Here is a 20,128-nt window from a genome sequence, read left to right on the forward strand (position 1 = left end):
GGGCACTCTCTCTCTCCTTCTCAGCCGCCGAAGACCGACCAGCCGGTGAAGCGCGCCAGCCGCTCCGCCGCGCGGGTGCCGACCTGGGAATTGCCATAGCGGTTCAGCCCGGGCGACCAGACCGCGATCGAGGCGCGGCCGGGGGCCACCATCAATATGCCGCCACCCACGCCGCTCTTGCCGGGCAGGCCGACGCCGAACGCGAATTCGCCCGAGCCGTCGTAATGCCCGCAGGTCATCATCAGCGCGTTGATCCGGCGCGCCCGTTCGGTCGAGATCATGCGCGGCGCGTCGGGTAGCCCTGCAAAGACGCGGCCCGCCCGCGCCAGTTGATCCGTGGTCATCGCAATGGCGCATTGGTGGTAATAGGTGCCAAGCGTCAGTTCCGGCGGGTTGAACAGGTTCTTGTGCGAGGCCAGGTAGTTGGCCAGCGCTACATTGCGATAGCCGGTGCGCTCCTCCGAGGCGGCGACGGCGGCGTCGATATGGATATCGGCATCCTCCGACGCTGCGCGCAGGAAGCCGATGATCTCGGACAGCGCCAGGTTCGGCATCCGCCCGTCCAGCAGCGCATCGGTGGTCACGATGGCGCCCGCGTTGATGAAGGGGTTGCGCGGGCGGCCCTGTTCGCGTTCCAGCAGCACGATGGAATCGAAGGAGGTGCCCGAAGGTTCCCGCCCCACCCGCCGCCAGAGCTGATCGCCGATCCGGCCCAACACGCAGGCCAGCGTGAAAACCTTGGAGACCGACTGGATCGAAAACCGCGTGTCATGCGCGCCTGCCGAGATCACCCGCCCGCCCGCAAGCGCCACCGAGATCCCGAACTGATCGGGTGCGACATCGGCAAGCTCGGGGATGTAGCCCGCCGGCGTGCCCCAATCGGCCTCGGCGCGCAGCTCGGCGTCGAGATCGGTCAGGAAATCCTGCAAGTCGTCATGGCTCGGGCCGTCCGTCATGGGCCGCACAATCGGGCGCTGGACGGCGAAACGCAAGCCATCCGTCAGGGGGCGTGACGTGGGGTCCAACTTGGGCTAGAGGCGGAATGGGGCAGCGAAAAGGGCGCGCGCGATGGGCTATTCTCTGGGGGTCGACACGGGCGGCACCTATACCGATGCGGTGGTGATCGACGCCGAAGCGCGGGCCGTATTAGGCTCGGCCAAGGCGCTGACCACGCGCGACGACCTGGCCATCGGCATCGGCGGCGCGGTCGATGCGGCGCTGGCGGCGGCGGGTGTGGGGCCGCAGGATATCGCGCTGGTCTCGCTCTCGACCACGCTGGCGACGAATGCGCTGGTCGAGGGCCAGGGCGGGCGCGTGGCGCTGGTGGCGATCGGCTTCACGGGCGCGGACCTTGCCCGCGCGGGCCTGGCAGAGGCCATGGGCGGCGATCCGGTCATCGTGATTGCGGGCGGGCACGGGGCTTCCGGCGGGGAAGCCGCGCCGCTGGACGAGGCGTTGCTTGCCTCGGAACTGCAGCGCCTCGGCAGCAACATCGCGGGCTTTGCCCTCACCGCCCGCTTCGCCACCCGCAACCCGGCCCACGAGATGCGCGCGCGCGACATCATCGCCGCCGCGACCGGCCTGCCCGTGACCTGCGGCCATGAGTTATCGGCCAGGCTGAACGGCCCCAAACGGGCGCTGACGGCGGTGCTGAACGCGCGGCTCATCGGCAAGATCGCCACGCTGGTCGCGGCCTGCGAACGCCACCTGGCGGCGCGCGGCATCGCGGTGCCGCTGATGGTGGTGCGCGGCGACGGGGCGTTGATCTCGGCCCAGATGGTGCGCGAGCGGCCCATCGAGACCATCCTCTCCGGCCCCGCCGCCTCGCTGGTCGGCGCGCATTGGCTGACCGGCGAGCAGACCGCGCTGGTTTCCGATATCGGCGGCACTACGACCGATGTGGCGCTGCTGAAACACGGGCTGCCCGAAATCGACGCAGAGGGCGCGCTGGTCGGCGGCCACCGCACCATGGTCGAGGCGGTGGCGATGCGCACCACCGGGCTCGGCGGCGATAGCGAGGTGCATCTGCAGGATGAGGGGCTGGCTGGCGGGATGCGGCTGGGGCCGCGCCGGGTGCTGCCGCTCTGCCTGCTGGCGGAACAACATCCCGACCTGGTGCATGCGGCGCTGGACCGGGCGCTGGCGCGCGACCAGCCTGGCGATCACGATGGGCGCTTCGTGATCCGGATGGCGGGGGCAGGCGGCGGCCTGCCGGCCCGCGATGCGGCCTTGCTGGAGCGGATCGCGGGCGCCCTGCCCTTGTCGGGCCTCCTGAAATCACGGCTGGAGATGCCCGCGCTCGACCGGCTGGTCGCACGCGGCCTGGTGATGCTGGCGGGCGTGACGCCGACCGATGCGGCGCATGTCCTGGGGCTCTCTGACGCCTGGGATGCCAGCGCCGCGCGCAAGGGCATCGCCCTGATGAACCGCAAGCGCGCCGGAAACGGCCTGCACCGCGCCCCGGACGCGGAAGGTTTCGCCCGGCTCGTCATCGACCAGGTGACCGCGCAGACCCGGGACACGCTGCTTGAGGCCGCATTCGCCGAGGATCCCGGCTTCAGGGGCTCCGATCCGCGTGGCCTTGCCCATCATCCGCTGACCCGCGCGGGCCTTGCCCATCACGGCGGCATCATCGAGATGACAGCCCGGATAGGCGTGCCGGTGATCGGCCTCGGGGCCTCCGCGCCCACCTATTACCCGGCGGTGGGTGCGGCACTTGGCGCCCGCATGATCCTGCCCGCCCATGCCGGTGTCGCCAACGCGATCGGCGCGGTGGTCGGCCAGATCAGCCAGCGCGCCACCGGCACCGTCACCAGCGACGGCGCGGGCCGCTACACCGCGCATCTGGCAAGCGGCCCGGCCCTCTACCCGAGCGCCGAGGCCGCGCTGGCCGCCCTTGAAACCGCCCTGCGCCTGGACGCCCACGACGCCGCCATCCGGGCCGGGGCCGCGCATGTCACGCTGGCCACGACGCAGGAGATCAAGGGCGCAGAGGTCGAGGGCCGCGAGGTGTTCGTCGAGGCCACGCTGACCGTCACCGCCTCGGGCCGCCCGCGCATGGCGCACTGACCCCACCCCATCTTCTTGGTCCAAATACTCACCGGCGCACCGGCGGCCCCGACCACCCCGCCAACCATGGCGCGTCGCCCAAAAAAGAATCCGGCAAATCCGCCAGGATTTTCAATCTGGTAACGGGCGCGACAGTTACCCCTTGCGCCGGGGTCCGCCCATTCGCGCGCCGGGGTTGGCGGCCCCGGTCCGTGCCTTGTTCTTCTTCGAGGACGGCTTGCCCTTGGGCGGCGGCGGGCCTTTTGGCTTGGCCGCAGGCTTGGCCCCGCGCGGCTTGTGCTTGGTCACCACGCCTTCGGGCCGCGCCTCGGCGCGCGCCTTGTCCTTGTTTCGCGGCTTGCGCGGTTTCTCGGCCCCCGGCTTGGGCTTTTTCGGTTTCGATGCGGGCGCGTCGTTCCAGTCGACCGGCGTGGTGGTGCCATCGGGTTTCGCGGGGGCCGGATTGCGGGCGGGACGCTCGGGCTTGGGTCCGCGACCCATCTCGGGCGCGCCGTCCCGGCGGCTCAGTTTGGCGCCCTCCACGGTCATCTCCGGCCCGATCTCGGCCTCGAAGCCCGCCACGGCGCTTTGCCGGATCTCGATGAAACTTGTCTCGTGATGAATACGGATCGCGCCGATATCCTCTTTCGAGAGCCCCCCGGCCTTGCACAGCATCGGCAGCAGCCGGCGCGGCTCGGCCCCCACGGCCTGCCCGCCCTCCAGCGCATACCAGGCCGAGGGGCCGAAGGCCGCACGCGGGGCGGGTTTGGCATCGACCTCGCTCAGATCCTCGGGCGCGGAATGGCGGGCGTGGTAGAGGCGCAGGTAGGCGGCGGCAATCTGCTCGGGCGTGAAGGCTTCCATCAGTTTGGCGACCGGCGCGGCCTCGCTTTCGGTCACGCCTTGGGTCCAGCTTTCATCGGCCAGCATCCGCGCCTCGTCGCGTTCCATCACCGCCTCGGCACCGGGGGCCTCGGCCCATTCGGCCTTGAGCTTGGCGAATTTCAGGATGCGCTCGGCCTTCTTGCGCACCGCAGGCGGCACAATGAGGGCACTGACCCCCTTGCGTCCGGCCCGCCCCGTCCGGCCCGAACGGTGCAAGAGCGTCTCGTGGTTCGAGGGCAGTTCGGCATGGACCACCAGATCGAGATTGGGCAGGTCGATCCCCCGCGCGGCCACATCCGTCGCCACGCAGACGCGCGCGCGCCCGTCGCGCATCGCTTGCAGGGCGTGGGTGCGTTCCGATTGGCTGAGTTCCCCCGACAGCGCCACCACCGGAAAGCCCCGGTTCGATAGCCGCGTCGTCAGCCGGTTCACCATCGCGCGGGTATTGGCGAAGACGATCGCATTCGGCGCCTCATAGTAGCGCAGCACGTTGATGATGGCGTTTTCCGCATCGCGGGCCGAGACAGAGAGCGCGCGGTATTCGATATCGGCATGCTGCTGTTTTTCGCCCGCGGTGGAGACGCGTTCGGCATCGCGCTGGTAGCTTTGCGCCAGCCGCGCGATGGCGGCGGGGACGGTGGCGGAAAACAGCAGCGTCTGGCGCGTCTCGGGGGCCTCGCCAAGGATGAATTCGAGGTCTTCGCGAAAGCCGAGGTCCAGCATCTCGTCGGCCTCGTCCAGCACCACGGCGCGGATCGCGGAAAGGTCGATGGAGCCGCGCGTGATGTGGTCGCGCAAGCGGCCCGGTGTCGCCACCACGACATGCGCGCCGCGCGCCAGCGCCCGGCGTTCGTCGCGCATGTCCATGCCGCCGACGCAGGAGGCGAGCTGCGCATTTGCGCCCGCATAGAGCCAGGACAGTTCGCGCTTGACCTGCAAGGCCAGTTCCCGCGTCGGTGCGATGATCAGGGCCAGGGGTGCCGCGGCAGGGCCGAAGACTTCCTCCTCGCCCAGGACAGTGGGCGCGATGGCGAGGCCGAAGCCAAGCGTCTTGCCCGATCCGGTCTGCGCCGAGACCAGCATGTCGCGGCCCGTCAGGTCAGGCGCGGTTACCGCCTCCTGCACCGGGGTCAGGGTTTCGTAGCCGCGCGCGGCGATGGCGTCGTATAGGGCTTGTTTCACGGAAGGACTTCGTTTCAGGTCAGGGAGGGGCCAAGGGGCCGCTCCTATCCTGTCCGAAGCCTTTTGTATAGGGGCCACGCGCGGGGGGTCAGGCCGCGCGCAGCCGTGCCCCCTCGGCGTCGAAATGATAGGCCTGCGCATCGTCGAAATCGAGGGTGATGGCGCTCTCGGGTTCGATCCGGTGCTGCCCGAAGAGGCGCACGGTGATCAACGTCTCATCGGGCAGATGGGCCAGCACATTGGTGTCGCCGCCGAGGTTCTCGACATGGGTGACGGTCGCCCCGATGCGGCCCCCATCGGCGATTTGCAGATGTTCGGGCCGGATGCCCAGGGTCTGCCCCGCCGGTCCGCCGACCAGCGGCGCGGCGAGGAAATTCATCGAGGGCGCGCCGAGAAATCCTGCGACGAACTGGTTGGCGGGGTTGTTGTAAAGCTCCATCGGGCTGCCCACCTGTTCCACCCGGCCATCGCGCAGCACGACGATCTTGTCGGCCAGCGTCATCGCCTCGGTCTGGTCATGGGTGACGTAGATCATCGAGGCCTCCAGCGTGCGGTGCAGGCGCGCGATCTCGACCCGCGTGTTCATGCGCAGGGCGGCGTCGAGATTCGACAGCGGCTCATCGAAGAGGAAGAGCTTGGGCTTGCGCACCACGGCGCGGCCGATGGCGACGCGCTGGCGCTGGCCGCCGGACAGCTCGGATGGGCGGCGGTCGAGATAGTCGCCAAGCGACAGCATCCGGGCAGCCTCGGCCACCCGCGCGGCGATCTCGTCCTTGGGCTGGCGTTCCTGTTTCAGGCCGAGCGACATGTTGTCCCTGACTGAAAGATGCGGGTAGAGCGCGTAGCTTTGAAACACCATCGCGATGCCGCGCTTGGCGGGCGGCACTGTGTTGACCACGTCGCCCGCGATCTCGACGGTGCCGGAGGTTGCATCCTCCAGCCCCGCGATGACGCGCAGAAGCGTGGACTTGCCGCAGCCCGAGGGGCCGACGAAAACGACGAACTCGCCCTCCTCGACCTCCAGGCTGATATCCTTGAGGACATGCACCTCGCCAAAGCTCTTGTTCACGTTCTTCAGGGAAAGGGCTGTCATTGGGGCTGTTCCTTGAGGTCAATGGGCCGCCCTGTGCGGATGCTTTCATCGGCGGCAAGGCAGATGGCGAGCGATTGCACCGCGTCCTGCATATGGCGGGAAAGGTCGATATCCTCGGCAATGGCGCGCAGCATATAGGCCTGTTCGGCGGCGCAGAGCGCGTCATGGCCGGGCTCGTCCTCGGCCTCGATCAGGCGGTCGCCCGAGGGGCGGTGGACGAGGATGTTGCCCACCCTGGTGTGGCCGTCGACATCGGCCGAGGCGCCCGTGTTGCCCTCGACGATGGAGACCGCGCCATTGGGGCTGACGATATCCTTCACAAAGAAGGCGGTTTCCGACATCATCGGGCCCCATCCGGCCTCGTACCAGCCGATGCTGCCATCATTGAAGACAACCTGGAACTGGCCGTAATTATACATGTCGGCAGGGATCTCGTCGGTCAGGCGCAGGCCCATCCCGTTGACACGCACCGGAAGCGCATCGGTGATCTGGCACATGACATCGACGTAATGCACGCCGCAATCGACGATGGGCGAGGTTGTCTGCATGAGCGCCTTATGCGTCTCCCATTCCGCGCCGGTGGATTGCTGGTTGAGGTTGAGACGGAAGACGAAGGGCCCGCCAAGCGCGCGCGCCTCATCGATGAGGCGCTGCCAGCTTGGGTGATGGCGCAGGATGTAGCCGACGACCAGCTTCCTGCCCGTTTCCTCGGCCTTGGCCACGACGCGTTTGGCGTCGGCGACCGTCATCGCCAGCGGTTTCTCGACGAAGACATGCGCGCCTGCCTCCATTGCCGCGATGGCGTAATCGACATGGGTGTCAGTATAGGTGGCGATGACGGCAAGGTCGGGTTTGGTCTCGGACAGCGCGGCGTGGAAATCGGTGAAGACCTTGTAACCTTGCAGATCAGGGTGGCTGACCTTGCCGGAGCGGTTAACCAACCCGACGATCTGCGCCTCGGCGTGGGCGTGATGGGCCAGCGCGTGGCTGAGGCCCATATTGCCAAGACCTGCGATGAGAACCTTGGTCATTTGACTGCCCCCGAGGTGATGCCGCGAATGAGTTGCCGCGAGAAGATCACGTAAAGCACCATCACCGGCAGGATCGCCATCGAAAGCGCCGACAGGACCGCGTTCCAATCCGTCACGAACTGCCCGATGAAGACCTGGCTGCCCAGGGTCAGCGTCTTGGTCGCCTCGGCGGGGGCCAGGATCAGCGGAAACCACAGGTCGTTCCAAATGGGGATCATGTTGAACACCGCGACCGTCGCCATTGCGGGGCGGACCAGCGGCAGCACGAGGCGGAAGAAGATGGTGTATTCCGACAGCCCGTCGATGCGCCCCGCGTTCTTCAGGTCATCGCTGACCGTGCGCATGAATTCCGACAGGATGAAGACGGCCAGCGGCAACCCTTGCGCGGTATAGACCAGGATCAGCGCCCAGAGCGTGTTCACGAGGCCGGTCGCGACCATCATCTCCAATATCGCCACAGTGCCGATGCGAATGGGGATCATGATGCCGAGCGCCAGGTAGAGCCCCATCAGCGTGTTGCCCTTGAACCGGTATTCGGCCAGCGCGAAGGCCGCCATCGCGCCGAAGAGAAGCACGAAGAACAGCGAGGCCACCGTCACGATCATCGAGTTCTGGAAATAGAGGAAGAAGTCGCCCTGGTTGAAAACAGTCTGGTAACCGATGGTCGAAAAGCTCTCGGCATCCGGCACCGCCAGTGGCTCGCGGAATATCGCGCGGCGGGTCTTGAAGCTGTTGATCAGGATCACGACGACCGGGAAGAGCGCGATGATCGTGTAGGCGATCAGGATGCCATGCGCGGCGATCATGTTGACCGGGTTTCTGCGGGCCTTGTTCATGTCCCTGCCCTCCTCAGAACTGGTAGCGCCGCATCCGGGTCTGGATACCGAAGAGGTAAATGCAGACCCCGATGAGGATGATGGCGAACATGGCGCTGGCGATGGCCGAACCCATATGCGGATCGCCCAGTTGCAGCTGGAAGCCGAAGAAGGTGCGATACATGAAGGTGCCGAGGATGTCGGTCGAGAAATTCGGCCCCGCCAAGGCTCCTTGCGCGGCGTAGATCAGGTCAAACGCGTTGAAATTGCCCACGAAGGTCAGGATCGAGATGATCCCGATCGAGGGCAGGATCAGCGGCAGCTTGATTTTCCAGAACGCCGCCAGCCCGGTGACGCCGTCGCATTCGCCAGCCTCAAGTATCTCGTCGGGGATGGTCAGCAGCGCGGCATAGATCAGCATCATCGGGATGCCGACGAATTGCCAGACGGAGATCAGCGCCAGCGTGGTCAGCGAGGTTTCCTCCAGCCCCAGCCACGGCTGGTAGAAATCGCCCAGGCCGACCGCGTCCATCATCTCGGGCGCGATGCCCCAGATGGGCGACAGGATCAGTTTCCAGGCAAAGCCGACGATGACGAAGCTGAGGATGGTCGGCACGAAAATCGCGGTGCGGTAGAGCGTGGCGAAGCGCAGGGACGGATGGCTGAGGATCGCGGCCAGCAGGATGCCGATGGGGTTCTGCACCAGCATATGGATGATGAAGAACCAGAAATTGTTGGCCAGCGCGTTCCAGAAACTGGCCGACCAGCGCGGATCGCCAAAGAGGGTGCGGAAGTTCTCCAGCCCCGCGAAGACGCGCTCCTGACCCACCTCGGTATAAAGCGACAGGCGCAGCGTGTTGAACAGCGGGATGATCATGATCGCGGTGTAGACCAGCACGGCGGGGGCCAGGAACACCAGGATATGCCAACGGATGCGGGAGTTTTTCATCGGACCCTCCGGGGGTTTTGGTGTCCGGGCGCGAGAAACCCGCGCGCCCGGACGGTGAGCAACAGGGGGGAGGTGTTACTGCTGCGGCTCGTACCAGCTGGCCAGGCCCTCTTGCAGGCGGGCGGCGGCCTCTTCCGGGGTTTCGGTGCCACGGATCACCTGTGCCGATGCGTTCCAGGTGTCGTTTTCCAAGTTCGGCGTGCCGCGCGACAGGATCTGGTAGGTGGACCGGATCGTCGAGTCACACTGGTCCCGCCAGGAGACGAATTCCTGTGCCAGCGGATCCTCCTGCGCGATGTCGAAATCGGACAGCGAGAAGAAGCCCGGCAACGCGTTGGAATAGATCGTCGCGAATTCCTCGGACCCGACCCATTCCAGGAAAATCCGTGTTTCTTCGGGATGTTCCGTGTTGGCGTTCATGCCGATGGCGATGTCGGTGTGATCCGAGATATAGCATTCATCGCCCGCGTTCGGGACCGGCGGCGGGAAGGCGCCCATCTCGAAATCGGCCAGGTTGTTGAAGCCCGAGATCTCCCACGAGCCCGCCGGGTAGATCGCCGCGCGACCGAGGGTAAAGAGGTTCTGGCTATCGGGGTAGGTCTGTGCCTGATGGCCCCGGCCAAGGTAATCGCCCCAACGCGCCAACTGGCGGTAGGGTTCGACCCAGGGCTCATCGGTCAGCGATTGCTCGCCCGCGATCAGGGCCAGGCGACCTTCCTCGCCGCCCCAGTAGTTGGGGCCGATATTCTGGTAGCCCATGGTCGCGGCTTCCCATTGGTCGTTGGTGCCCATCGCCATCGGGATATAGCTGCCATCCTCCTGGAAGGCGTCCAGCACGGCAAAGAATTCGTCGACCGTTTCGGGCAGGTCGACGCCGACTTCCTCGAAGGCGTCGGCATTGTAGATGAAGCCGTGGATAACGCTTGCCATCGGCACGCAGAAGGTGGCCGAGCCATCGTCGGTCTGCCACGCCGATTGCGCCACGTCCGAGAAATTCTCCATCGCGTCCAGATCGGAGAGGTCTTGCAGGTGACCGGCCTCGTAAAGCGCCAGCGAGGCATCGAAGGGACGGCAGGTGATCAGGTCACCGGCCGAGCCTGCGTCAAGCTTGGAGTTCAGGACCGCGTTGTATTCCGCCGGGGCCGAGGGGGAAAACTCGATGCTGATGCCGGGATTCTCGGCCTCGAAGGCGGGGATGATCACGTCCTGCCAGAGCACGAGGTCGTCATTGCGCCAGCTTTCGATGGTCAGGGTCACATCCTGCGCCGACGCCGCCGTCGTCAGGATCGTGGTCGCCAGCAGGCTGGCAGTGAGTTTCTTCATGGACATGTGGTTCCTCCCTTTTTGTCCTGGTCTTGTCCCCGCCGCTTTGGTCAGGCGGGGATGTTCATGGCAATAAGCGCGGCGCGGATATGGCCGCGCGTCCGGTGCAAAAGCTCCTCGGCCCGCGCCGGGGTCGCGCCCGCCGCTTGCAGGATCGCGGGTTTGACCGCGCCGCCCGTGGCCGCCAGATGTTTCCGCGCCTCGGCCTCGGAGACCTTGGCGATACGGGCCACCATGCCGGCCGCGCGGCCCATCAGCTTGGCATTGTCGGCGCGGACATTCACCATCATCCCGTCATGCACATGGCCAAGCGCCACCCCCATGATCGTGGACATCATGTTGAGCGCCACCTTCTGCGCCGTGCCCGCCCCCATCCGGGTGGAGCCCGCGATCAGTTCGGGCGGGGTCGGCAGGCAGATGGCCACGCCGGCATGGGCGAAGAGCGGCACATCCGCGTTGTTGGCGATAGCGATGACACTCGCCCCGCGCGCCCTGGCGATTTCGGCAATGCGCAGCGCGTAAGGCGTGGTGCCGGAGGCGGAGAGGACGATGACGGCGTCCCTGGCGGTGATGATCCCGGCGGCGCGTGTGGCTTCGTCCTCATCATCCTCGGTCCCGCCGGGCATGGCCGCGTCCTGCGGCAGACCGCCCGCCATCAGGATCGAGACGGCATCCGGGTCGGTCCCATAGGTTCCGGCAAGCTCACAGGCATCGGCCATCGCCATCAGGCCGGAGGATCCGGCGGCGGCATAGATCAGCCGCCCGCCGCCCGCCAGCGTGTCGGCCATGACCTGACCGGCCTGCGCAATCTGTGTGGTGGCATGGGAGACGGCGGCCAGCGCCTCGGCCTGCGCCGAAAGCAGGTGACCGGCGATCACGTCACACGGCAACGCATCCAGCCCCTTGGCCTGATCGTGCAGATGCTCGGTCACTGGTGCCGTCATGGTGATTCCCCCTCCACATCAAAAACAATACCTTTCTAATACCTATCTGCCAAGAGGTTTTCTTTCTTCGCTGAAAAATCGCCCGTTCTCACCAGTATTCGCTGGATTTCCTCCTATAGGTATCGTATTGGTATTTTCATGACGACACATGACCCGGATATACTGATCGGTATCGACGGCGGCGGCACACAATGCCGCTTTGCGCTGCTGCACGATGGCGAGCGGATCGAGCATCGCGGCGGATCGGCCAATGTTCACAGCGATTTCGACCGGGCCGTGATCACCCTGAAAGACGGGCTGGCCGCATTGGCCGACAAGGCGGGGCTGGCCGATCTTCGCTCTGCACGGGCCTATCTGGGACTGGCCGGTGTCACCGGCCCCGAAGCTGCCTCCCGCGTCGCGGAGGCGCTGCCGATCCATCGCATCGCGGTCTCGGATGACCGGATCACGGCGGTCGTGGGCGCCTTGGGCGCGCGCGACGGCGCGGTGATGGGGATCGGCACCGGATCGTTCCTGGCCCGCCGCGCCGAGGGGCGGGTTCGGCTGATCGGGGGATGGGGGTTGGTCCTGGGCGATGAGGCGTCGGGCGCCTACCTGGGCCGCCGCGCCCTGCAACGCGCGCTGCATGTGCTGGACGGGCTGGCCGAGGCGACGCCCTTCACCGACGCGATCCATGCCCGATACGATTCGTCCCCCGTGGGGCTGTTGCGCTTCGCGCGCGATGCCAGTGCCGCCGAGTTCGCCACCCTCGCGCCGATGATCCTGGACGCCGCCCGCGCGGGCGACATCATCGCCTGGGAGATCCTGCGCGAAGGGGCGGACTATATCCTGCACGGGCTGAACCGTCTGGGCTGGACCCCAGGCGAGGTGCTCTGCCCTATCGGCGGTCTGGCCCCGCATTATGCCGGGTTCCTTCCCGCCGATGTTGCCGCCAGCTTTGCCGAGCCCGCAGGCAGCGCCCTGGACGGGGCCTTGACCCTGGCGGCGGGGGTGGAGACATGAGCATCGCCGACCACCTGCGCGCCATGCCGCGAAACGAGGCCGCCGCCGGACCGCGCTACGTGCAGTTGCGCGGGCGCATTGCCGAGGCCATCGAGACCGGCCTTTTGCCCCCCGGTGCCGCCCTGCCCCCCGAACGCGACATCGCCGCGCTGACCGACCTCAGCCGTGTCACCGTGCGCAAGGCAATTCAGGCGCTGGTCGAGGAAGGCCATGTCGTACAGCGGCAGGGCTCGGGCTCGTTCGTGACCGACCGCGGCGAAAGGGTGCAGCAATCGCTGTCGCACCTGACCTCGTTCTCCGAGGACATGACCCGGCGCGGCATGACGCCCACGGTGGTCTGGCTGGAACGCTCGGTCTGCCTGCCCTCGCCCGAGGAAACCATCGCGCTGGCCCTGCCCGCCAATGCCTCGGTCGCGCGCATTGCGCGGCTCAGGCTGGCCGATGACAGGCCCATGGCGATTGAAAAGGCGTCCCTGCCCGTCGATATCCTGCCCAACCCGGTGGCGGTCACCACGTCGCTTTACGAGGTGCTGGAACACGATGGCAACCGACCGGTGCGCGCGATCCAGAAGATCTCGGCCATCAACCTGGGCGAGGAGGATGCAGGGCTGCTCGGCGTCGAGCCTGGCGCGGCGGGGCTCAGGATCGAGCGGGTCTCCTACCTGCCCTCGGGCCGGGTGGTCGAGTTCACCAAATCCATCTATCGCGGCGATGCCTACGATTTCGTGGCCGAGCTGCGGCTTTGACAAACAGGAAAGATCAGACATGACCAGCCAGATGCGGCGCGAAATCCTCGAAATTCCGGAAGCGGTGGAACGGCTGCTGTCCCAGGGCGCGGACCCCATCGCGCGGATCGCGGCCGCCGCGCGCGAGGCCGACCCGGCCTATGCCGTGACCGTGGCGCGTGGCTCGTCCGACCATGCCTGCACCTTCCTGAAATACGCCTTCGAGCTGGAGCTTGGCCTGCCCGTCGCCTCCATTGGGCCCTCGGTGGCCTCGATCTACGGCGCGAAGCTGAACCTTGGCCGCTCGATCTGCCTTGCCGTCAGCCAGTCGGGCAAGAGCCCCGACATTGTCGCGATGACGAAATCGGCAGGCGAAAGCGGCGCGATGGCGGTGGCGGTGACGAATGATGCCACCTCGCTGCTGGCCGAGGTGGCAGCGCATTGCATCGACATCCAGGCCGGTCCCGAACGCAGCGTCGCGGCGACCAAGACCTTCATCACCTCGGCGATGGCCGGGCTGATGCTGCTGGCGGATTGGAAGGACGACGAGGCGCTGCGGCAGGGGTTGCGATCTGCCCCCGAAGCGTTCGCCAAGGCGGCGGAAGGCACCTGGCCCGAGCTGCGCGCGGCGATTGCCGAGAAACATTCCCTCTTCACCTTGGGGCGCGGGCCGTCCTGGGCGATCTCCAACGAGGCCGCGCTGAAATTCAAGGAAACCTGCCAGATCCATGCCGAAAGCTATTCGGCGGCCGAGGTGCTGCACGGGCCGGTCTCGATCGTCGATGACGGCTTTCCGGTGCTGCTTTTCGCCACCAATGACGCGGCCAAGCGCGCGGTTCTGGACGTGGCCGACCAACTGGTCGCCAAGGGCGCGCGGGCCTTCATCACCTCGGACCAGCCCTGCAAGGCGGAAAGCCTGAGTTTCGTGCGCACCGATCACGCGCTGACCGATGCGGTGTCGCTGATGGTGTCGTTCTATTCCATGGTCAACGAGGTCGCCGCCGACCGGGGCATCAACCCCGACGCGCCGCGCCACCTCAAGAAAGTGACGGAGACGGTATGACGTTGCGCGCTTATCTCGGGGCCGAGATTTTCGACGGCGGGGCCCGGGTCTCTGGCCAGGCGCTGCTGGTCGAGGGGGGGCGCATCGTCGGCATCGTGCCGGATGTGCCGGAAGGCGCCGAGGTCACGCGGCTGGAGGGCGGCGTGATCGCGCCGGGTCTGGTCGATCTTCAGGTCAATGGCGGCGGCGGGGTGATGTTCAACGATGACCCCTCGGTCGACACGCTGCGGGTCATGGCGCGCGCCCATATCGGGCTTGGCGCGACCGCGATCCTGCCGACGCTGATCACCGACACCCCCCCCCATAGCCGCGCCGCCATCGACGCGGTGGAGGCCGCGATTGCTCAGGGCGTGGCGGGGATTGCCGGTCTGCATCTGGAAGGGCCGCACCTGTCGGTTGCCCGCAAGGGCGCGCATGATCCAAGCCTCATCCGGGCGATGGGGGACGGCGATCTGGAGATGCTCTGTGCGGCAGCGGCGCGCCTGCCCGTGCTGAAGATGACGCTGGCCCCCGAAGCCGTGACGCCCGAGCAGATCCGGGCGCTGACCGGGGCGGGGGTGCTGGTCTCGCTTGGCCATAGCGATGCGGGGTTTGACGCCTGCGTGGCGGCGGTGGAGGCGGGCGCGGCTTGCGCCACGCATCTCTTCAACGCGATGAGCCAGCTTGGCAACCGTGAACCCGGCCTTGTCGGCGCGGTGCTGGCCGAGGGGCGCCTGTCGGCGGGGCTGATCGCCGATGGCGTGCATGTCCACCCTGCCACGATCCGCGCCGCGATGGCGGCGAAGACCGGGCCGGGGCGGATCTTCCTTGTCAGCGACGCGATGTCGGTGGCGGGGTCCGAGCAGCAGGCCTTCACGCTGAACGGGCGCGAGATCCGGCGCGCGGGCGGTCGGCTGACGCTGGAAAACGGCACGCTGGCGGGGGCCGATCTGGACCTGCCGACGGCCATTCACAACCTCGCCGCCTGGGGTATCTGCGACAGGGATCACGCGCTGGCCATGGCGACCTCGATCCCGGCGGAGCTGATTGGGGCGGGCGATTTCGGCCACCTGCGCCCCGGCGCGCGGGCCGATTTCATTCATCTTGCGACGGACGGTCTGCGGGCGGTATGGAAAGATGGCACCCGCATCGGACCAGGCTGACCGCCCGACCAAGCCATGAGGGCCTGCCACCCATGACCCCCTACCTCCTGATCGCCGCTTTCCTGGTCCTCTTCTCGACGGTGGCCAAGCGGCTGTCCTCGACGATCCTGACCGCGCCGATGGTATTCCTGGGTCTCGGCGTGGCGCTGAACCTCGGCGGGCTGGTCCCCGAGGCCGCCACCGAACGCGCCCTGCATGTGATGGCCGAGATCACGCTGATCGTGCTGCTCTTCCTCGATGCGGCGCGGGTCGATCATGACGGGTTGAAGCATCACAGCGCCTGGCCGGTGCGGATGCTGGTGATCGGGATTCCGCTGTGCTTTGTCTTCGGCTGGGTCGCGGGCTGGCTGCTGTTGCCGGGTTGGCCCCTTGCCATGGTGGCGCTGATCGCGGCCATTCTGGTGCCGACCGATGCAGCACTTGGCGATGCGGTGATCAGCAACAGGGACGTGCCCGAACGCCACCGCCGCGCGCTGACGGTGGAAAGCGGGCTGAATGACGGGCTGGCCTTGCCGCTGGTCCTGATGATGGCCGCCTTCGCCGCGCCTGCCGGGGCCGCGCCCGAGGGCGGATGGACGATATTCGCGGCAAGACAGGTGCTGCTCGGCCCGCTGGTGGGCGTCAGCATTGGCGCGCTTGGCGGCTTGCTGCTGCTGAAAGCGCAGGCCGCGCGGGCCACCGACGATGTCCATGAGGGCATCGGCACGCTGGCGCTGGCGGCGTGTTGCTACCTTGCGGCGGGGGCGGTCGGCGGCAACGGCTTCGTCGCGGCCTTCACCGGCGGCTTCGCCTTCGGCGCGGTGGTGCGCGGGGCCTGCGCCTTCGTCTACGAGTTCACCGAGAGCGAGGGCAAGCTGCTGTCCTGGGGCGCGTTCCTTCTGTTGGGGGCCGTGCTGGTGCCCGAGGCCGCATCCTCGCTGACCTTGCCGCATCTTGCGCTGATCCTCGTCAGCCTCTTCATCCTGCGGCCTGTCGCGATCTGGCTGTCGCTGACCGGCACCGACGCCGATCCCCTGACACGCGGCTTTTTCGGCTGGTTCGGGCCGAGGGGGCTGGCCACCGCGCTTTTCGCGCTGCTGGTTGTCGATGATTTGCAGGCAGACTGGGCCGAGGCGGTGCTGAACCTGGCGATCAACGCGGTCTGGATCAGCGCGCTGTTGCACGGGATGACGGCGGCCCCGCTGGCGCGCTGGTTCGGGCGGCAGACGGGTTAGGCCACGTCCTGCGCCACCAGCGCCAGCAACTCGCCGCGCGTGACATGGCCCCGGCAGGTATGGGCGAGGATGAAGCCATCCTGCGCGACCCGGACGGGGAGAGAGGGGCGCTCGGGCTCCATCACGAAATGGAACTGCCCGGCGATGTCGCCCGCACGCACATCCTGCCCCGCGCTGACGGCCCGGTCGAAGATGCCCGCGCCCGGCGCGTAGAGCGACTGATGCGGCGAGGCGATCTCGACCCGGCGCGCATCTCTCAAAGGGGCCTCGCCCGCCAACAGGCCCAGATGGGTCAGCGCGCTGATCAGCCCCGCCTCGGTCGCGTCGGTGATGGCAGGATCGACCCCGCCGCCGCCGCCAAGCTCGGCCGCGATCATCGGGATACCAGCGGCATCGGCAGCACCGTTGAGCGAACGGGCATCGTTATGGCCCCCAAGCTCCCAGATCAGCGGCAGGCCGAAGGCGCGGGCGAGGTTCAGGTTGGCGGCGCGCAAGGCGGGATCGGCGGATTGGGTGGCCAGCGCGCAGGGCGCGAAGAACGACGCCTTGCCGCCCGAATGAAGGTCGATCGCCCCGTCGCAGCGGGTCAGGAGGTCGGCGATATGGGCCGCGATGATGGCGGTCGGCCCGCCCAGGGGATCGCCCGGAAAGGCGCGGTTGAGGTTGGTCCCGTCCAGCGGCGAGACGCGGGAAGACGCTTGCAGGGCGGGCGCGTTCAGCGCGGGCATCAAGATGACCTGACCGGAAAGGCTCTCGGGCGCGAGACGCGCGGCCAGCCGCATGATCGCCGAGGGCCCCTCGAACTCATCGCCATGGGTGCCGCCGGTGATCAGCACCACGGGACCGGCGCCGCCTTTCAGCGAAATGACGGGGATCGGGTGATAGCCCAAGGGGTTGGAATTGTCGGAGTGCTTCAGCATCAGGTCGCCGGTGTGGCGGCCCGTGGCGTCCAGATCGACGCTGGCGTGCAGGATACCGGGCTCAGCCAATCGGGGCCTCGCTGGGGGGGACGGGACGGAAGAGCCCGCCGATCTCGGCCTGGGCCACCCGTTCGGCGATAAAGACCGCGATCAGCGCGCCCGTCGAGACCGCCGCCGCGACGCCGAACCAGACGCCGATCTCGGAGAACCCCAGGACGCCCACGAAGACCCAGATGAAGAAGGCGACGCCAAAGCCCTGCCGGTAGAGGCTGATCCAGACGGTCCAGATCGGGCGTTTCATGGCCTGCAGGAACGAGGTGATGGCGAAGAGCAGCATGTAGATGGGCAAGATCACCCCATCGACGCGCAGATAGGCCACGCCCACCCGGATCACGTCCGGGTCATCGGTGAAGAAGCCCAGGATGAAGCGGCCGAAAATCCACAGGACAGGTGCCGCGATCAGCGTCATGATGAGCCCGACCTTGAGGCAGAAGAACACGGCATCGCGCACGCCCTGCGCGTTTCCTGCGCCGAAATGCTGCGAGGCGATGGGCAGAAGCGCGCCGGTCACGCCGAGGACGGGCAGCAGAAGGATCTGCTCCAGCCGGATCGCCACACCGTAACCCGCGATGGCGTGTTCGCCGAAATCCTTGAGCGCGAATTGCACCACGAAGGCCGAGAGGATCATGATCATGAAGGACACCGCCGAGGGCAGCGCCTGCATCGCGATATCCTTGACCCGGCGCAGGCGCGGGCGGAAGTTGCGGGCGCGCAGGTTGGCGGTGGTGTCCAGCCGCAACACCTGCCGGATCATGTAGGCCATCACGCCGGTCTGGCTGACCACGGTCGAGACCGCCAGCCCGTCGAACCCCATGCCGCCCCAGACCCCCGGAATGCCATAGATGAACAGCGGGTTCAGCCCGATATTGGCGAAGAACGCCCACATCAGGGCCCGCCGCATCGACTGCCCGTCGCCATGCGCCTGCAAGATGCCGTTGCAGGCAAAGGCCAGCAGGAAGCCCGGCAGGGCCAGCGACAGCCACAGGAAATAGCGGATGCCCGCGTCGCGATATTCGCCGGGTTCCGAGACCAGCCGGATGATCGCGGGGCCATAGACGCTGCCTGCGAGCGCCAGGATCACCGAGGCCATCAGCCCGAAGCTGATGCCCTGCGCGATCAGCCTGCGGGCGCTGCGGCGATCCTTGGCCCCCAGCGCGTTGCCCACCAGCGCGCCCATCGCAGCCGACATGCCGATCCCCACCGACATCGAGATGAAGAAAGCCTGAAACCCCAACGCGATGCCCGCCTGCGCGGCGGTGGACAGAAGCCCCGCGAAATACATGTCGACGATATTGTAGAGCGTGTTGAACAGCATCCCGATCGCGGCGGGAACGGCCAGCGCGCGGAAATGGCCCGAGACCGGTCCGCTGGTCAGGTCACTGTTCAGGGGCGTTGCCATGGCGGGGCCTTTCAGGGGCGTTCGGCCTGCACGGTCAGGAATTCGAACTCGGGTGTGATCACCTCGACGAAGCCGTGGTTCAGCTCCGCATCGACGCTGAGGCTGTCGCCCGCGCGCAGGGTGAAGTGCTGCTTGCCATAGAGGTAGACCGCCTCGCCCGCCAGCGCCTGCACGAAAACGACACCGTGGCCGACATAGTTGGGCGGCGGGCCGCTGTCACGCAACAGAGTCACCCGGCGCGCCTGGAACCGCAGATCCTTGCGCGAATGCAGGGCCAGGTTGACATATTCATGGCGATGATTGTCGGTGATCCGGGTCGATTTCAGCCCCTCGCCACAACGCACCAGCGTATAGTCGCTGTGCTGCGGGCGGGCCTCGCGGAAGAGCGTGGCAATCGGCACCTCCAGCGTGCGGGCCAGCGCCTCCAGCGTCGTGATCGAGGGCGAGACCAGCCCGTTCTCGATCCGGCTGACCATCGCCGCGGATATTCCCGCCCGTTCCGCCACCCAGCGCGCCGATTGGCCCCGGCTTTGCCGCAGGTCGCGCAGCGCGGCACCGATGCCGTCCTCGATGCGGGGGGGATGGGGCGCGGGCGCGGCCATCTCAGGGCTGGCCGCTGGCATAGTAGCCGACGACATCGCCATCGGTCCGGACGCCCAGCCCGTTCAGGAGCCGGTTGGCGTAGCAGAAATATCCGACGATCTGGTTGATCTCGAGGATCTCGCCATCGGACCATCCGGCCTCGCGCAGGGCGGTGACATCGGTTTCAACCATCGTGCCGGGGTAGAGTGTCAGCTTCTCGGCATAGCGCAGCGCCGCCAGTTCCGCACCCCTGAAGGCGTCATCGGGCTTGTGCGCCTTGAGGGCGGATTCGATCCGGTCGGCGCGGACATCGTCGCCGATCAGGTGGCGCGCATTGGCCCAGTGATTGGCATAGGAATAGGCGCAGTCGTTCAGCGTCGAGACATAGGAGGCGATGACCTCCTGGAACCACATCGCCACGGTGTTGGTGTCGTCATGCAGGCAGGCGCGGTAGAGCGTGACATGCCCGTGCATGGTGGCAGGGCGCAGCGAATGGACGCGCATCACGTTATCGACCGTGCCATGCGGCGTGCGGGCGCGATCCAGCGCGGCCTCCAGCGCCGGGTCCGCGTCTTCATCGGGGATCATCTTAATCCAGGCTGACATCAACTCCTCCTTGATTCACCGAGCAAATGAGCCAAGTGGCCCCTTACCTACAGATTATTCTTGACGATTGTTGCGCGATACGCAAGTTTATTCAATGAGACGCAACACCCTTTGAGGGGGACAGGGCCTTGCACGACCCGCTGCC

18 protein-coding genes are annotated in these 20,128 nt (G+C 67.1%); 6 read left to right on the forward strand and 12 right to left on the reverse strand.

The genetic code is table 11. The features are described 5' to 3' along the window. Window positions 1-20: 20 nt before the first annotated feature. On the reverse strand, window positions 21-956 hold the full coding sequence (locus tag AC13C7_RS10560; protein WP_172316924.1) for a glutaminase: 936 nt from the start codon (window positions 954-956) through the stop codon (window positions 21-23). 112 nt (window positions 957-1,068) lie between these two features. Here AC13C7_RS10560 and AC13C7_RS10565 point away from each other — a divergent pair, with 112 nt between their 5' ends. After that, a complete protein-coding gene (locus AC13C7_RS10565) occupies window positions 1,069-3,069 on the forward strand; it encodes a hydantoinase/oxoprolinase N-terminal domain-containing protein (RefSeq protein ID WP_482867452.1) in 2,001 nt (666 codons plus the stop codon). Window positions 3,070-3,204: 135 nt separating this feature from the next. Here AC13C7_RS10565 and AC13C7_RS10570 read toward each other — a convergent pair whose 3' ends face one another. The 7 genes from AC13C7_RS10570 to AC13C7_RS10600 form a co-directional block, all read right to left on the reverse strand. Further along, window positions 3,205-5,115 (reverse strand): DEAD/DEAH box helicase, encoded by a 1,911-nt coding sequence (locus AC13C7_RS10570; RefSeq protein WP_482867453.1) that lies wholly within the window; start codon window positions 5,113-5,115, stop codon window positions 3,205-3,207. A gap of 88 nt (window positions 5,116-5,203) precedes the next feature. Continuing rightward, complete coding sequence (locus AC13C7_RS10575) at window positions 5,204-6,208, reverse strand: ABC transporter ATP-binding protein (RefSeq protein WP_482867454.1); 1,005 nt, start codon at window positions 6,206-6,208, stop codon at window positions 5,204-5,206. Continuing rightward, window positions 6,205-7,239 (reverse strand): Gfo/Idh/MocA family protein, encoded by a 1,035-nt coding sequence (locus tag AC13C7_RS10580; RefSeq protein WP_482867455.1) that lies wholly within the window; start codon window positions 7,237-7,239, stop codon window positions 6,205-6,207. Before AC13C7_RS10580 ends, AC13C7_RS10575 begins: the two co-directional genes overlap by 4 nt. Beyond that, on the reverse strand, window positions 7,236-8,075 hold the full coding sequence (locus AC13C7_RS10585; RefSeq protein ID WP_172316914.1) for a carbohydrate ABC transporter permease: 840 nt from the start codon (window positions 8,073-8,075) through the stop codon (window positions 7,236-7,238). The genes AC13C7_RS10580 and AC13C7_RS10585 overlap by 4 nt, the downstream gene beginning before the upstream one ends. A 13-nt stretch (window positions 8,076-8,088) precedes the next feature. Then, window positions 8,089-9,003 (reverse strand): carbohydrate ABC transporter permease, encoded by a 915-nt coding sequence (locus tag AC13C7_RS10590; protein ID WP_446117624.1) that lies wholly within the window; start codon window positions 9,001-9,003, stop codon window positions 8,089-8,091. A gap of 75 nt (window positions 9,004-9,078) precedes the next feature. Next, the gene (locus AC13C7_RS10595) at window positions 9,079-10,332 is read right to left on the reverse strand and encodes an ABC transporter substrate-binding protein (protein ID WP_172316910.1); all 1,254 of its coding nucleotides are present in this window, start codon (window positions 10,330-10,332) and stop codon (window positions 9,079-9,081) included. Window positions 10,333-10,376: 44 nt separating this feature from the next. Then, on the reverse strand, window positions 10,377-11,270 hold the full coding sequence (locus tag AC13C7_RS10600; RefSeq protein ID WP_172316908.1) for an N-acetylmuramic acid 6-phosphate etherase: 894 nt from the start codon (window positions 11,268-11,270) through the stop codon (window positions 10,377-10,379). Window positions 11,271-11,408: 138 nt separating this feature from the next. On the opposite strand from AC13C7_RS10600, the gene AC13C7_RS10605 reads away from it, so the two are divergent. From AC13C7_RS10605 to AC13C7_RS10625, 5 genes are read left to right on the forward strand one after another with little or no spacing between them, the layout of a single operon-like run. Continuing rightward, entirely contained in the window at window positions 11,409-12,272 is an 864-nt protein-coding gene (locus AC13C7_RS10605) for a glucosamine kinase nucleotide-binding domain-containing protein (protein WP_214647383.1), read from the forward strand. Further along, window positions 12,269-13,018 (forward strand): GntR family transcriptional regulator, encoded by a 750-nt coding sequence (locus AC13C7_RS10610; RefSeq protein ID WP_172316906.1) that lies wholly within the window; start codon window positions 12,269-12,271, stop codon window positions 13,016-13,018. The genes AC13C7_RS10605 and AC13C7_RS10610 overlap by 4 nt, the downstream gene beginning before the upstream one ends. 19 nt (window positions 13,019-13,037) lie before the next feature. Next, entirely contained in the window at window positions 13,038-14,060 is a 1,023-nt protein-coding gene (locus AC13C7_RS10615; protein WP_172316904.1) for an SIS domain-containing protein, read from the forward strand. After that, on the forward strand, window positions 14,057-15,202 hold the full coding sequence (nagA, locus tag AC13C7_RS10620; RefSeq protein ID WP_446121715.1) for an N-acetylglucosamine-6-phosphate deacetylase: 1,146 nt from the start codon (window positions 14,057-14,059) through the stop codon (window positions 15,200-15,202). The genes AC13C7_RS10615 and nagA overlap by 4 nt, the downstream gene beginning before the upstream one ends. A 32-nt stretch (window positions 15,203-15,234) precedes the next feature. Then, window positions 15,235-16,416, forward strand: coding sequence for a cation:proton antiporter (locus AC13C7_RS10625; protein ID WP_482867456.1), 1,182 nt, complete (start codon window positions 15,235-15,237; stop codon window positions 16,414-16,416). Here AC13C7_RS10625 and AC13C7_RS10630 read toward each other — a convergent pair. The 4 genes from AC13C7_RS10630 to AC13C7_RS10645 are packed head-to-tail and all read right to left on the reverse strand — an operon-like array spanning window position 16,413 to window position 19,983. Then, entirely contained in the window at window positions 16,413-17,405 is a 993-nt protein-coding gene (locus tag AC13C7_RS10630) for a succinylglutamate desuccinylase/aspartoacylase family protein (protein ID WP_482867457.1), read from the reverse strand. The two genes, AC13C7_RS10625 and AC13C7_RS10630, sit on opposite strands and share 4 nt — an antisense overlap. Next, window positions 17,398-18,795, reverse strand: a complete 1,398-nt coding sequence (locus AC13C7_RS10635; RefSeq protein WP_482867458.1) for an MATE family efflux transporter — start codon at window positions 18,793-18,795, stop codon at window positions 17,398-17,400. The genes AC13C7_RS10630 and AC13C7_RS10635 overlap by 8 nt, the downstream gene beginning before the upstream one ends. A gap of 11 nt (window positions 18,796-18,806) precedes the next feature. Beyond that, entirely contained in the window at window positions 18,807-19,397 is a 591-nt protein-coding gene (locus tag AC13C7_RS10640; protein ID WP_172316897.1) for a helix-turn-helix domain-containing protein, read from the reverse strand. Window position 19,398: 1 nt separating this feature from the next. Continuing rightward, the gene (locus AC13C7_RS10645; protein WP_482867459.1) at window positions 19,399-19,983 is read right to left on the reverse strand and encodes a peroxidase-related enzyme; all 585 of its coding nucleotides are present in this window, start codon (window positions 19,981-19,983) and stop codon (window positions 19,399-19,401) included. Between the last annotated feature and the right edge of the window lie 145 nt (window positions 19,984-20,128).

The organism is Alterinioella sp. B-7 (assembly GCF_056857775.1).